This window comes from Lactobacillus sp. IBH004 (assembly GCF_026185255.2).
Classification (GTDB): Bacteria; Bacillota; Bacilli; order Lactobacillales; family Lactobacillaceae; genus Lactobacillus; species Lactobacillus melliventris.
Genome location: NZ_CP110217.2, coordinates 1,832,494 through 1,846,030 on the forward strand (window position 1 = coordinate 1,832,494; position 13,537 = coordinate 1,846,030).

At 39.9% G+C, this 13,537-nt stretch carries 10 protein-coding genes; 3 read left to right on the forward strand and 7 right to left on the reverse strand.

Going from position 1 to position 13,537, the window contains the following annotated elements; genetic code table 11:
- Positions 1-3: 3 nt before the first annotated feature.
- From pgmB to LDX54_RS08990, 4 genes are all read right to left on the reverse strand, one after another.
- Complete coding sequence (pgmB, locus tag LDX54_RS08975; RefSeq protein ID WP_265667357.1) at positions 4-681, reverse strand: beta-phosphoglucomutase; 678 nt, start codon at positions 679-681, stop codon at positions 4-6.
- Positions 666-2,939 carry a glycoside hydrolase family 65 protein gene (locus tag LDX54_RS08980; protein ID WP_265667356.1) on the reverse strand — a complete coding sequence of 758 codons (2,274 nt, stop codon included), beginning with the start codon at positions 2,937-2,939 and terminating at the stop codon, positions 666-668. The genes pgmB and LDX54_RS08980 overlap by 16 nt, the downstream gene beginning before the upstream one ends.
- 146 nt (positions 2,940-3,085) lie before the next feature.
- Positions 3,086-4,810, reverse strand: a complete 1,725-nt coding sequence (locus LDX54_RS08985) for a glycoside hydrolase family 13 protein (protein WP_265667355.1) — start codon at positions 4,808-4,810, stop codon at positions 3,086-3,088.
- A gap of 11 nt (positions 4,811-4,821) precedes the next feature.
- Positions 4,822-6,489 (reverse strand): alpha-glucosidase, encoded by a 1,668-nt coding sequence (locus tag LDX54_RS08990; protein WP_265667354.1) that lies wholly within the window; start codon positions 6,487-6,489, stop codon positions 4,822-4,824.
- A gap of 215 nt (positions 6,490-6,704) precedes the next feature.
- Between LDX54_RS08990 and LDX54_RS08995 the strand changes: the two genes are divergently transcribed.
- On the forward strand, positions 6,705-7,823 hold the full coding sequence (locus LDX54_RS08995) for an NAD(P)-dependent alcohol dehydrogenase (RefSeq protein ID WP_265667353.1): 1,119 nt from the start codon (positions 6,705-6,707) through the stop codon (positions 7,821-7,823).
- A gap of 583 nt (positions 7,824-8,406) precedes the next feature.
- On the opposite strand, the gene LDX54_RS09000 is transcribed toward LDX54_RS08995, so the two are convergent.
- Genes LDX54_RS09000 through glpK form a run of 3 tightly spaced genes read right to left on the reverse strand, consistent with a single transcriptional unit; the run spans position 8,407 to position 11,672 of the window.
- Positions 8,407-9,357 carry a LacI family DNA-binding transcriptional regulator gene (locus tag LDX54_RS09000; protein WP_046325650.1) on the reverse strand — a complete coding sequence of 317 codons (951 nt, stop codon included), beginning with the start codon at positions 9,355-9,357 and terminating at the stop codon, positions 8,407-8,409.
- A 12-nt stretch (positions 9,358-9,369) separates the two neighbouring features.
- Positions 9,370-10,143: a tyrosine-protein phosphatase gene (locus tag LDX54_RS09005; protein ID WP_122026614.1), complete on the reverse strand. Its 774-nt coding sequence runs from the start codon at positions 10,141-10,143 to the stop codon at positions 9,370-9,372.
- A 26-nt stretch (positions 10,144-10,169) separates the two neighbouring features.
- Positions 10,170-11,672, reverse strand: a complete 1,503-nt coding sequence (gene glpK / locus LDX54_RS09010; RefSeq protein WP_265667351.1) for a glycerol kinase GlpK — start codon at positions 11,670-11,672, stop codon at positions 10,170-10,172.
- Positions 11,673-11,814: 142 nt separating this feature from the next.
- On the opposite strand from glpK, the gene thiD reads away from it, so the two are divergent.
- Together thiD and LDX54_RS09020 are read left to right on the forward strand one after the other, a co-directional pair.
- Positions 11,815-12,627, forward strand: a complete 813-nt coding sequence (thiD, locus tag LDX54_RS09015) for a bifunctional hydroxymethylpyrimidine kinase/phosphomethylpyrimidine kinase (RefSeq protein ID WP_187157085.1) — start codon at positions 11,815-11,817, stop codon at positions 12,625-12,627.
- A gap of 65 nt (positions 12,628-12,692) precedes the next feature.
- On the forward strand, positions 12,693-13,361 hold the full coding sequence (locus tag LDX54_RS09020) for a cobalamin biosynthesis protein CobQ (protein ID WP_122038142.1): 669 nt from the start codon (positions 12,693-12,695) through the stop codon (positions 13,359-13,361).
- Positions 13,362-13,537 lie beyond the last annotated feature (176 nt).

Here is a 13,537-nt window from a genome sequence, read left to right on the forward strand (position 1 = left end):
TCTTTAACCTACCTTCTTATTATTTTTCTTAAATACAGCCACAATTTTATTCAGCTTTAATTCTTCTGTAGATTTAACGATATAATCAGCTCCTTTAAGTATTTGTTTATCTCCAATTCCCACTGCAAACTGGTGCGCAGCCTTAATTGCCGCAACACCGGCAGCCGCATCTTCAAAGCTAATCACTTCATCATTATGCAGCTGCAATAATTGCTGTGCTTTTTGATAAATTTCCGGATCCGGCTTGCCGCGTTTCAGCAAAGCGGGATTAACAATTTGATCAAATTGAGCGGCAATACCCAGCTTACTCAAGATTTTGGGGGCATTTTTAGAAGCAGAAGCAATACACATTGTCAGACCTGCATTTTTGGCGTCTGCTAATAATTCTGTAATTCCGGGCAAAATATCAGCTGGCGTCATGGTTTCAACCTGCTCTAAAAACTTTTCATTTTTTTCTGCCGCAAATTCTTCTTTTTGGGTCTCAGTGTACTTATTTTCCTGCTTGCCATACTTCAGAATTAAATTAAGAGAATCCATCCGTGATATTCCCCGCAGAGAATCTAACTGCGCGCTGGTTAATTTAATTCCCAGTTCTTGAGCTAAATTATTCCACGCTGCCAGGTGAAATTTGGCTGAATCTGTCAGCACACCATCTAAATCAAAAATCAGGCCTTTAAGCAATTTTGTTCACCCTCTTTTAAAGTAACCTTTTGCTCTTTAACTAAAATTGTCAATTCTTGTCCGCTAATTAACGTAATACATGTCTCCTGCTGCGTCACTTCCACCTGAATTAAGCGGCCGCGATAATTAATTTTAAAACTATACCCGGCCCAATTATCTGGCACAAAAGGATTAAATCTCAATTGATTGTGATCATAACGCATGCCAGCAAATCCCTGGACTATTGCCAGCCAAGAACCGCTCATCGAAGTAATGTGTAGGCCGTCATTCGTATCATTATTGTAGTTATCGAGGTCTAGGCGTGCCGTGCGTTCATAAAATTCTACTGACTGCTTTTTACGCCCTAATTCCGCTGCCAAAATTGAATGGATACAGGCGGAAAGGGAGCTTTCATGCACCGTCAACGGCTCATAAAATGCAAAGTTACGCTCTTTTTGTTCCTTGGTAAACCTGTCATCCAAGTAATAAATACCCTGCAATACATCGGCCTGCTTGATGAAAGGTGACCGTAAGATTTTATCCCAAGACCAGTGCTGATTTATTGGTCTTTGGTCAAGCGGAATTTCTGTAGCCGGTCTAATATCTTTATCCAAGAAATCATCTTGCTGCAAGAAAATGCCGCGTTCTTTATCTTCAGGCAAATAAATATTTTCAATAATGTCCTGCCATTTTGCCTTTTCTTCTTTAGTTACATTTAAACGCTCCTGGGCAGCCTTATCCGCAAGTGGCAGTCTCTTTAAAGTATATTGCAGTACCCATTGCGCCATAATGTTGGTAAACCAATTATTATTAACATTATTGTCGTATTCATCAGGTCCTGTTACTCCGTGGATAACATATTTATGCCGCCATTTAGAATAATGGACTCGATCAGCCCAAAATCTGGCAGTGCCTACCAGGACATCCATGCCTTCGTTCTTAACATATGATTCGTCTCCCGTATAACTAGTATACTGTTTGATTGCAAAGGGAATATCTTCATTACGGTGTATTTCTTCAAAAGTAATTTCCCACTCGTTATGACATTCAATCCCGTTAAAGGTTACCATTGGGAAAAGTGCTCCGGCTAAGCCCTGCTGCCTAGCATTATAATAGGCACCGTCAAGTTGATCATGTCTGTATTGTAATAGCGCCCGCGTGACATTCGGCTTAGTAATACATAGATACATCGGAAAGATAAAAGCCTCTGTGTCCCAATATGTGGCTCCACCATATTTTTCACCAGTAAAACCTTTAGGACCGATATTAAGTCTCTTGTCTTCACCGTAATACGTCATGAATAGCTGTAAAATGTTAAAACGAATACCCTGCTGCGCTTCATCATTACCAGTAATAACTACATCACTTTTAGTCCAACGCTTTTGCCAAACCGCAGTATGATCAGCCAAATTTTCTGCAAAGCTTTTTGATTGCAATTGTTGCATCAACTCATCCGCACGATCACTTTGCTTTTCGGGTGCTACATCACGACTGGTAATTACGATCACATCTTTTTCTAAAGTGTAACTTTCTCCAGCATTTAGAGTAACTGCCAACTTCTCACTTAACTTTGCTTTTGCCGTTTTAACAGTACCCTTAACAACATGATTATTATTTCTCAGGCCTGCTTTTAATAAAACCGTAAATTGAGGCACATCGTAAGGATTAGGCTTGGTTATAACTTGAATAGAACGCTTTGCAGCATTCTCATTGCAGCTAAGCCAAAAATGTTCATTATAGTTACTGTCTTCATTAGTAACTGTGCCATCAAGCGTTGAATTAAACTCAATTTCTGCCTGACCTGCAAGTACAGTAGCTTTAACAGTGATTAAAGCCGCTTCTTTTAACCTAATGTGTAAAAAACGCTGAAATTCAAACTTGATTTTAGTATTTGCACCCTCATAAATAAAACTGCGGCTAAGCAAACCTTGATGCATATCTAATTCAAAATAAAAATCTGTAAATTTAATCTTGGCTAAGTCAATTTTTTCATTATTAACTGTGATGCCAATTCCAATAAAGCTGGGGGCATTAATGGTTTTGCCAAAATATTTCGGATAGCCGTTTTTCCACCAGCCTACTCGCGTTTTATCTGGGAACCAGACACCTGCTAAGTATGTACCCTGCAGTTGATCGCCAGAATATCCTTCCTCAAAATTACCGCGCATCCCCATATAGTCATTGCCAATCGCAGTAATGCTTTCCTGCAGCCTTTTATCCACCGGGGAAAACTTGTGTGTGGCAACTTTCCATGGGTCAACCTCAAAAATTCGTTTCATTTACTTTCGCTCCCTCTTTTGTGAGGTTTTTGTTTACGCTTTCATTATTCGCAAAAAAGGGGTATTTGACAATAGCAAAATCGCTGTTAACGGTATCAGAATCATGTTTTAAAAAAACAACCAGCACCAACTAGTTGTTTTTAAAATTAATTTGCAAGTTCAATGACAAATCCGTGCTCGGCAAGTTGCCCAGCTGCAAAATTCTGACTTAATACTACCTGGCCGTTTGTGGCAACAGCAATCTTATCAGGACTTGTATTAAAAAGAGCAGTGATCTTTTCTGCACCAATTCGCTTAACTTTGATTAAGCCGCTAGACGTAACGCTTAGACTGATTGTGCCGTTACCTAAAGTAGCAGCATGGTTATTTCTAAAAGCAATCAGCTTTTGCACTTTATACCAAAAAGGCGTGCCCTCTTTTTGCCAGTCCATTGGCTTGCGGCAATCGGGATCTTCTCCTCCCGTCATTCCCATTTCAGTACCGTAATAAATGCACGGGCTGCCAGTCTGCACGAACATAAAAGTCAGCGTTTGCAAAGCCAGCGCTTTATTTTCACCTGCAAGCGTCAGTAAACGGGCGGTATCATGTGAATCAAGCATATTCATCATGGCCTGATTCGTGCAGTCGCGGTACATCATTAGTTGATCAGTAAGAGCCGCAACTAGTTCCTGGGCTGTTTTTGTTTTGTGCAGAAAATGTTCCTCAATCTGTAAAGTATACGGATAATTCATCACTGCAGAAAACTCGTCACCGTTGAGCCAAGGCCGTGCACTATGCCAAATTTCACCTACAATATAGAAGTCCGGCTTAATTGCAGTAAGCGCATCATGAAATTTTCGCCAAAAATGATGGTCTACTTCGTTAGCAACATCCAGCCGCCAGGCATCAATATCAAAATATTTTACCCAATAAGTTGCGATTTCCAGCAGAAAATCTTGGACTGCAGGATTGGCAGTATTTAATTTGGGCATTTGTCCCTCAAAAGCAAAGGTATCATAATTTGGACCGCCTGCATCAGGTCCTTGATATGGTTTAACTGGAAAATGATTAATATGAAACCAGGATGCAAACCGCGACTTAGTGCCATTTTTGATTACATCCTGCCACTGCATTGACTGGCCGCCTAAATGATTAAAGACAGCGTCCAGCATTACTTTCATTCCCCTTTTATGAGCTTCACTCACAAACTTGGCAAACAAATCCTTGTCACCAAAATCAGGGTCAATTTGCAGATAGTCTATCGTATCATACTTATGATTGGAACTGGCCTTAAAGACCGGACACAGGTATAACCCATTAACGCCCAGTTCCTTTAAATAGTCCAGATGGTCAATAATGCCCTGTAAGTCGCCCCCGTAAAAGTCTTCTCGTCCGGGATGATCTTGCGGATTCCAGGGTTTCGTGCCTTGAGGATCATTATTTTTATCACCATTGGCAAAACGTTCAGGAAAGATCTGATACCAAACAGTGTTTTTAACCCAGTCAGGAGTTTTGGTTTGATCAATTTCATGCAAGTAAGGCAATTTGAAGTAGCTGCTGTCAGCTGCTAAATTTGCTGCAGTAAAATCTTTGATCCCGCGGTCTCCAACAATTTTATGGCTGTCATCCTGGCCAATGACTTCGAAAGTATATTTAAGGCGGCGATAAGGAGCTTTCAAAGTTGCTACCCAATAATCAGTTACCTGCCCTTGTCCCGCCTTAGTCATGGCCACGGTTTTATCAGTCTTGGTATCAAGATAATTATCAGTATAATGAACTATTACTTTTTTAACATCATTTTTGGCACTATGGAACCGAATCCGCACATGGTGCTGACTAATGACAAAACAGTCTTCGCTTTCTGTTCTATGTTTCAGGGCTGCTAATTGCATTTTTTCCTCCATTATTTACTTAAAACTACACCAGAATACGGCATCAAAATTAATTCAGCATTATTTAAATAATGCTGTCCGGCAGTTAACATGACTTTCCTATATTCACTAGGTATTTTAATTTTTAATTTTTGACTGCTTAGTGAAACAGCCACGATTGCACTATCATTTGCTAAATCCCGCTGATAAACGTAGCTGTCATTAGCGGTTGCTAGCAAGTAAAAACTACCTGATTGAAACAAAGCCGTTTTTTTCAAACTAATCAGTTGTCTGTAGAAGTTAAACATACTGTCAGGGTCATCCAGTTCGGCCTGAACATTAGCGTTATTTTGGCTTTGACCTTCAAGCCATGGTCTCACTTTTGAAAAACCATAATTTGGCTTTTTAGTTGTCCACGGCATCGGCCCTCGTGCCGGCATTTTGTGGGCTTGGCTGACCATTTTTAGTGCTGCTGCTTTTGTTAGACCCCAATCTACAGCTTTCGTGATAAAGCCTTCCGCTTCTTGATCATTAAACTCTTCTTTAGCAGTAAAAAGCAGATTTTTTAAGCCTAATTCTTCGCCATAGTAGATAATGGGGATTCCCCGTTGCAAATACATCAACATTGCTAAGCTGCGTGCCTGTGTTTCAGTTTTTGCTATTCTGCTAGCCAGCCGCGGCATGTCGTGATTACTCCAATATAATGTAGGTTGAGAAACCTGCGCCAAAGTTTGCTGCCAAATAACCTGCGTCTTCTTAAAAGCATCCCAGTCAAGTCCTTTAGGCTGAACAGCTGCAGGCAAGTTAGGATCAATGTGCCCTTGATCATCCTTAAAATAACGAAAAGTAACAACACTATCTAAAAGATGGTGGTCTTTTGCCGTATAGTCCGCTGCTAAGTTAACATTAGCGCTGGCAGCTTCCCCCAAAAGCAAAGCTTCTGGATAATCCTTTTTTATCTGCTCACAAAATGGTCGCAGCCATTTCTGAACTTGGGGCAAATTAGCAAAAAAGGGTTCGGCAACTACCGTTTGGTCATCTTCGTTTGTAACTTCCTTTACCGGAAAACTTTGCCGTAAATCTGCCTTGGCAATATGAATAAAAGCGTCAAGGCGCAAGCCATCTATTCCTTGAGCCAACCAAAATTCCGCAATTTTGAGCATTTCTTGTCTTACTTTAGGATTACGCCAGTTTAAATCGGGCATGTGCTTGTCAAACAAATGGAAATAAAATTGGCCCGTACCTGCCGGATCCGGTTCCCAAACGCTGCCGCCAAAAAAGCTGCCCCAGTTATTGGGACGCTGATTATTTGCACCTGCAAAAATATAGTAGTCGCGGTATTGACTATGCGGATCACTTTTGGCCTTTTGAAACCATTCATTTTGATCAGAAGTATGGTTTAAAACAAAATCTAAAAGCACATGAATCCCTACTTGATGACAAGCAGCAATTAGAGCTTTCATGTCTTTCATTGTTCCCATTCGGGGATCAATTTTAAAATAATCTGCCACATCATAGCCGTTATCAACCTGTGGGGAAACAAAAACTGGATTTAGCCAAATAGTATTAATACCGAGCTGCTGTAAATAAGGTAATCTCTGCCTGATTCCATTTAAATCACCAATACCATCATCATTACTGTCTTGAAAAGATTTGGGATAAATTTGGTAAATTATTGCATGCTCATACCAGTGCGTCATAAATTTATACCTCCACTTAAAGTTTAGCTGAGAAAGCTGGTGAGAGGCAATGGTAATGGCAATGTTACCGCTATCAGAAAAAATCGCCGCTAGTTCAATTAAATTAGCGTAGTGCGGTATGTTCAGGTATGTTTTTTCCTAAAAAACTATTGCATTTTTATGTGTACAGGTTCACAATAATCTTGAAATCGCTAACAGGTAAGGAGGATTTTTTTATGAAAATAAAAGCTGCTGTTGTTAAAAAAATGGGCGATCCGTTTGAGATCGAAGACAATATTGATTTACACGAAGTAGGACCCACTGACTTGCAAATTCACATGGTAGCAAGCGGAATCTGCCACTCAGATGAAGCCTTGCGCAAAGGTGATTCAAGTGTTGGCTACCCAGTAATTCTAGGACATGAGGGTTCCGGAATTGTTGAAAAAGTTGGTGACCAAGTTAAAAACTTCAGTGTAGGCGATCACGTAATTTTATCTTTCTACGCTGATGGTATTTGTGATAATTGTTTAAAGGGTATCCCAACCCAATGCCGTCATTATAGCGACTATAATCTTTCCGGTGTCCGTGCAGATGGTGATGATCATTTCCAAAAAGATGGTCACAGAATTTGTGATATGTTTAACCAATCATCATTCACTACCACTACTGTAGTTGATCAGAGAAATGCAGTAAAAATTGCTGATAATATCGACTTGCGCAAAGTTGGCCCTCTCGGCTGCGGCTACGTTACCGGTTCCGGTACTGTTTTCAACACTCTGAAAGCTAGACCAGGCGATACCATTGCTGTCTTTGGTACTGGCGCAGTAGGATTAGCTGCAATGATGGCTGGTGTAATTAGTGGCTGCACTAAAGTAATAGCAGTTGATGTTGTTCCAGAGCGGCTTGAATTAGCTAAAGAATTAGGTGCCACACATACAATCAACAGTAAAGAAGAAGACCCAGTTGCCAAGATCAAGGAATTAACTGGTGGATATGGCGTTGACTGGACAGTTGATACTACTGGTGTTTCTGGCGTTATTAAAAATGCTGTCGATGCCTTGGCACAAGGTGGTACCTGCGCAGCAATTGCCGTAACAGCTCAGAACCTGACTATTTCTACTTGGAACGATCTTTGTGTAGATGATAGAAAAGTGGTTGGCGTTAACATGGGTGATGCCATTCCACAAGTTGACATACCAAGATTGCTTGAGTTCTATCAATTAGGGAAGTTTCCATTTGATAAGACTGAAAAGTTTTATCAATTTGAAGATATTAATCAGGCCAATGCTGATTCAATTTCTGGTAAAACAATCAAACCTGTTTTAATTATCGATCCTGATTACAAACCTGAATAATAAGGAAAATAATCTTACATTAAAACCATTTCTTAGAGTCTGAGAGAATTAGTTTTTCTCCAGAAAATATGACCCCCAAATTTAGGACAAATTTGCGGGTCATATCATTCTTACTTGCCTTTGGCTTAATTTCATAATAAGATTTTGGTATTGGACAATTTAATTCTTGTTCAATACCCCAGAAATGTGTGAAATTTGGGAAAAGCAAGATATATTTATTTTTAAATAATTAATGCCAAAACTTTTTTTGAAAAATTGTTTTGGCATTTTTTGTGAGTTTATTTATATCAGTTCAATTCTCTTGCGCGGATTTCATACCGTAAAAATATACATATTATAATCATTATTTTAAGCTAATCTGTGATAAAATAAATGGGTGCAAAGTAAATCTGTTATTCATATTTTTTACCGTAGTTTGTGATTAATTAAAGTAGAAGTATAATCTACTTTAGTGTTAGTGAATGGTCAGACATATTTTCTGTCCATTCACTTTTTTTGCCTAAAAAAAGACTAGACGTCAAAAAACACATAGTAATCAAGCCGATACCTGATTATTATGTGTATTTCTGTTTGTACTTATATTTTACCTGGTTGATTCTCTTTTAACTAAGGAAGGCTTAATTAGTGCCTCTCCTTGAGGAGACCCTTTTTGATCAATTTTGCGTAAGAGCATGTTGGCCAAGAGTTCACCCATTTTAAAAATTGGCTGTTTAACGGTAGTTAACTTCAAGTTGGAAACCTGATCCAGAAAAACGCCATCGTAGCCAATCACACCAAAGTCAGCCGGAACTTTAGCCTTTTCATCCTGCAATTGCCTGACCACTCCTGTAGCAATACGATCGCTAGCACAGATAAAACAAGTATCTTTAGGAAACTTGTGAAAATTATTTTTGATTACTTCTTGCGCAGCGTGACTGTGATTAGCAATGCGGTAGATTTGCGGGACCTTTTTGTGCTTCTGTAAAGTATTGACATAACCCGTTTCACGCGAATACTCAAATGGCTCTCTGACATCAATGCCAATGAAAATAACGTTTTGGTATAACCGCGAAAGTGCATATTTTGTCGCCAGTTCTCCACCATACTGATTATTATTATCCACATAATCATAGCCATGATGATTTTCGCCAAATAAAATAAAGGGTTTTTTAAGGCTGTCAAATAAAGCATAATCACTGGAGCGGGCACCAGTAATCAGGTAGCCGTCAAAGTTGCCGTCTTCTATTTGATTTCTGTCTGTAACCAGCTGGATGGCATATTGCTTTTTAGATAACCCGCGAGCAATGCCAAATAGCAGGTTCATATAATACGGCTCTGTCGTATCCACATCTTCCAGGGTGACAAATTTAATCACATTTGTCCGCTTATTTACCAAAGCCTGAGCAACATAATTAGGGTGATAATCCAGTTCATCCATCGCCTGTTCAACTAATTTGCGCAATTCATCGGTTACTTGTTCAGGATGATTAATCACCCGCGAAACTGTCATCTTTGAAACATTAGCCTTTTTAGCAACATCAAGCAAGGTTACCATCACGATTCGCCTCTAATCTAAGTACATTCGTTTTAGTTGAGCCAAGTCATCATCATTAAAGCCCAATACTTTTTTAAAAAAGGTGGGAAAATCGCCCCAGCCGCCACGAACAGTTTCCGTAATACCGCGAATTGCTATGCCCTCACCTTTAGTGACGTTCATTTTGGAAACCATTTGCGTAATTTCATCATTACTTGGCAATTGCCGAGAAACTGCAAAATCATAAAGTTCATTGGTTAACAAATAATCACGGGCAATAGTGTCATCGTCTACGCCTAATGCCATTAAGATCAAGGCAGATACCATTCCCGTTCTGTCCTTACCTGCACTGCAGTGGTAAACCAGTGCTTCATCTTCTGGCAATTCCAACAGTTCCGCAAAAACGCGGGCAAACATTTCCTGGCTGTGGGAACTTAGCAGAGTTTGTTGATAAATCCGACCAATAAAATTATTATGCATATCAGGAATATGATGCAAAAAGCGGTAGATTGACCGGTTATTTTGCACATCATTGATATTGTCTGAGTATACCGGCAAATCAACATATTTCACATCGGGCCATGACATATCAGGTGAAGAGGACTTTTCGTATTCAGAGCGCAGGTCACAGTCGACAGTGACGCGTAACTTAGCTAATTTAACCTGGTCTCTTGCTGTTAAAGAGCTGAGTGAATCTGAACGATAAATTTTATTCCATTTAACTGTCTGACCAGTTACACTTTGATAACCGCCAACATCGCGAAAGTTCATCGGACTATCTAATGCAATTATTCGATCATGTGCCACTTTCTTATCCTCCTTTTATTATAAAACTACTCACCGTGGGCAAAGACTTGGGTGGCCTTCACGGCTTTTTTCCAACCCTGATACAAATGTTCCCTTTCGCTTTCAGGCATCTTCGGTTCAAAAGTTTTACCTACTACGAAAATATCCTTTAATTCATTGACATTTTGCCAATAACCCACGGCTAAGCCAGCTAAGAAAGCTGCACCCATTGAAGTTGTTTCTAATATTTTGGCACGCTCAATTTTAATACCTAAGATGTCAGACTGAAATTGCAGCAAATAGTCATTATTGGAAGCACCGCCATCAACGCGCAAAGTCGGAATTTTAATGCCCGAATCAACTTGCATCGTATCCACTACATCTCGCGTTTGATAAGCCAGCGACTGCAATGTGGCCTTGATAAAATCTTTGTCATTTGTTCCACGTGTAATACCGAAGACGGAACCACGGGCTTCGGAGTCCCAGTACGGTGCCCCTAAGCCGGTAAACGCCGGTACCACGTAAACCTCATTTTCAGACTTTGATTGCCTGGCTGCCTTCTCCGAATCCGCTGCCGTCTTAATCATTTTGAGCGAATCACGCAACCACTGAATAGCGCTGCCGGAAACAAAAATAGAACCCTCTAAAGCATACGAAATTTTGCCATTTAAACCATACGCAATAGTAGTCAATAAATTATTGTCAGATTCTGTTGGCTGTTCTCCAGTATTCATCACGATAAAGGAGCCGGTGCCATAAGTGTTTTTAACCATGCCCTTTTTCAGAACTAACTGACCGAACAAAGCCGCCTGCTGATCACCCGCAATACCGGCAATGGGTACTCGCCCGCCAAAAAATGTATAAGACTTGGTGTAGCCGTAAATTTCAGAATTAGACTTTACCTCCGGCAACATTACTTTAGGAATATTAAGCAACTTTAAAATGTCTTCATCCCAAGTTAAATCATGAATATTGAAAAGCATCGTTCTTGAAGCATTAGTATAATCAGTCACATGAACTTCACCAGCGGTCAAGTTCCACAAAAGCCAGCTGTCAATTGTACCGAAAAGCAGCTCGCCATTTTCGGCCTTTTCTTGTGCTCCAGCGACATGATCTAAAATCCAGCGAATTTTAGTGGCGCTAAAATAAGGGTCAATTATTAGTCCCGTCTTCTGGTGGATCAGATTGCTATAGCCATCTTTTTTTAGCTTTTCTGCTAAGTCGGTCGTCTGCCGTGATTGCCACACAATTGCGTTATAAATTGGCTTGCCGGTTTTTTTATCCCAAATTACTGTGGTCTCACGCTGGTTGGTAATGCCTATTCCTACTATTTGCTGTGGCCGCACTCCAGAATTGATGATGGCATTGGCAATTGTTGTTTGCACTGCGTGCCAAATTTCTTCTGCTTTATGTTCCACCCAGCCCGGTTGGGGAAAATATTGGGGGAATTCTTTTTGTGAAGAGGCAATTTTTCTGCCCTGATGGTCAATTATCATTGCCCTGGTTGAAGTTGTGCCTTCATCAATTGCCATAATATATTCTTTTAACATCTTTGATCCTCTCCAACAGAAAGCGGTTTTATCTTCATTTTACTACTAGGCCTTGCTTTTACAAGAAATTATTATAACATTATGCTTGTTTTAAGTTATACTGGTTACATAGAGCTTTTATTAAAATGGGGATATATCAAAAATGAAAAAAGAAATTATTGCTTTAACAATTGCTGGCAATGACAGCGATGGCAGTGCGGGAATGACCGCTGACCTGCATTCTTTTTATGCTAGGCAAGTTTATGGTATGGGGCTTTTGACAGCCGCAGTGGCCGGTAACACTACTGGAATTTACGCCCAGGAAGTCATGCCAATTCCTTTTATTCAAAAGCAGTTTGATGTCCTAAACGATGATTTTAAAATTGATGCACTTAAAACCGGTATGCTTGCTAACAAAGACGTAATTGCTTGTGTTGCCGCCAATTTGCATAAATATGACATGGGTAAAATTGTGCTTGATCCGGTCATCATGACTAAGCACGGTGATACCCTACTTGATGGTGATGCTTACCAAGCGTTTCTTGAGCAATTAATGCCACTGGCTGACATTATTACGCCTAATTTTTATGAACAGAAAAAGTTAACGGGCTTAAGTTTAGATACTAAAGAAGAAATTCGTCAAGGTGCTAAAAAGCTGCAGGAAATGGGCGCTAAAAACGTGTTGATGAAGGGGCGTCATGACAACTCCCAGCAGTCCCAAGTGACTGACATCTTGTTAACTGCAGATGGCGAATTCCATGAATTTACCAAGCCTTTCATTAATACAGATAGAATTAATGGTACAGGCGACACTCTATCTGCTGTAATTGCTGCCGAATTAGCCAAAGGCCAATCGATTATCGCTAGCGTTCAAACAGCCAAGGACTTTACTTATGAAGCTATTGCTCACCCAATTGCAGTTGGCTCCAAATACGGTCCAATCAATCATTTTGCAGCGCAGCAAAATCTTAAATAACTATTCTTTGCCCGCTTCTAACTATTAAGATATACTTTAAACAAGATAATAGGGGTTGGTAAACAATGGCAAACAAAACAATTAAGATTGCATATTTATACGAAGACCTGATGAATACTTACGGTGATTCTGGCGACGTTAAAATTATCAGATTTTTGCTAAAAAAACAGGGCTATGATACACAAGTTGATAATATTTCTCTTGGTGATCAATTCAACGCTTTTGATTATGACTTTGTCTTTTTTGGTGGTGGACAAGATTTTGAGCAAACTGTTGTTGCTAAAGATTTACCGCGTCATAAAGAAACTTTGACAAAGTATATTAACGCGGGCAAACCTATGGTAGGTGTCTGCGGTGGCTATCAGCTAGTGGGCACATATTATAAAACCAATGCCGGAGTGACAATCAAAGGGTTAGATATTCTACCTTTCCATACCGTTTTTAAGGCAGATAAGCGCATGATTGGTGATACCCGTTACATGAGCGAATGGGGCGAAGTCAAGGCCTTTGAAAATCATTCCGGACAAACTTATTTTGATGATCAGGATAAGCTGCATCCCTTAGGAGAAATGATTGAAGGCTACGGCAACAATCCCCAAGATCACGTCGAAGGCTTGCGCTATCGCAATTTTATCGGTACCTATTCCCACGGTCCCATATTAAAAAACTTGAATGTCGCTAACGCCATAGTCAAGATGATTCTAGAATGGCATGATGAGCGTATCAAATCATAGACTATCGTAATAATTTTAATAACAAAAAAGCTACTAGGCGTAGTAATGATATGACCCCCAAATTTAGGACAAATTTGGGGGTCATCTTTATGTCTAAATTATCTAAGCAAGACAAAATTGAAATTTTTCATCTTTGGCAGAACTATCAGGTTGGAGCAGTTCGCTTGTTACCGTCG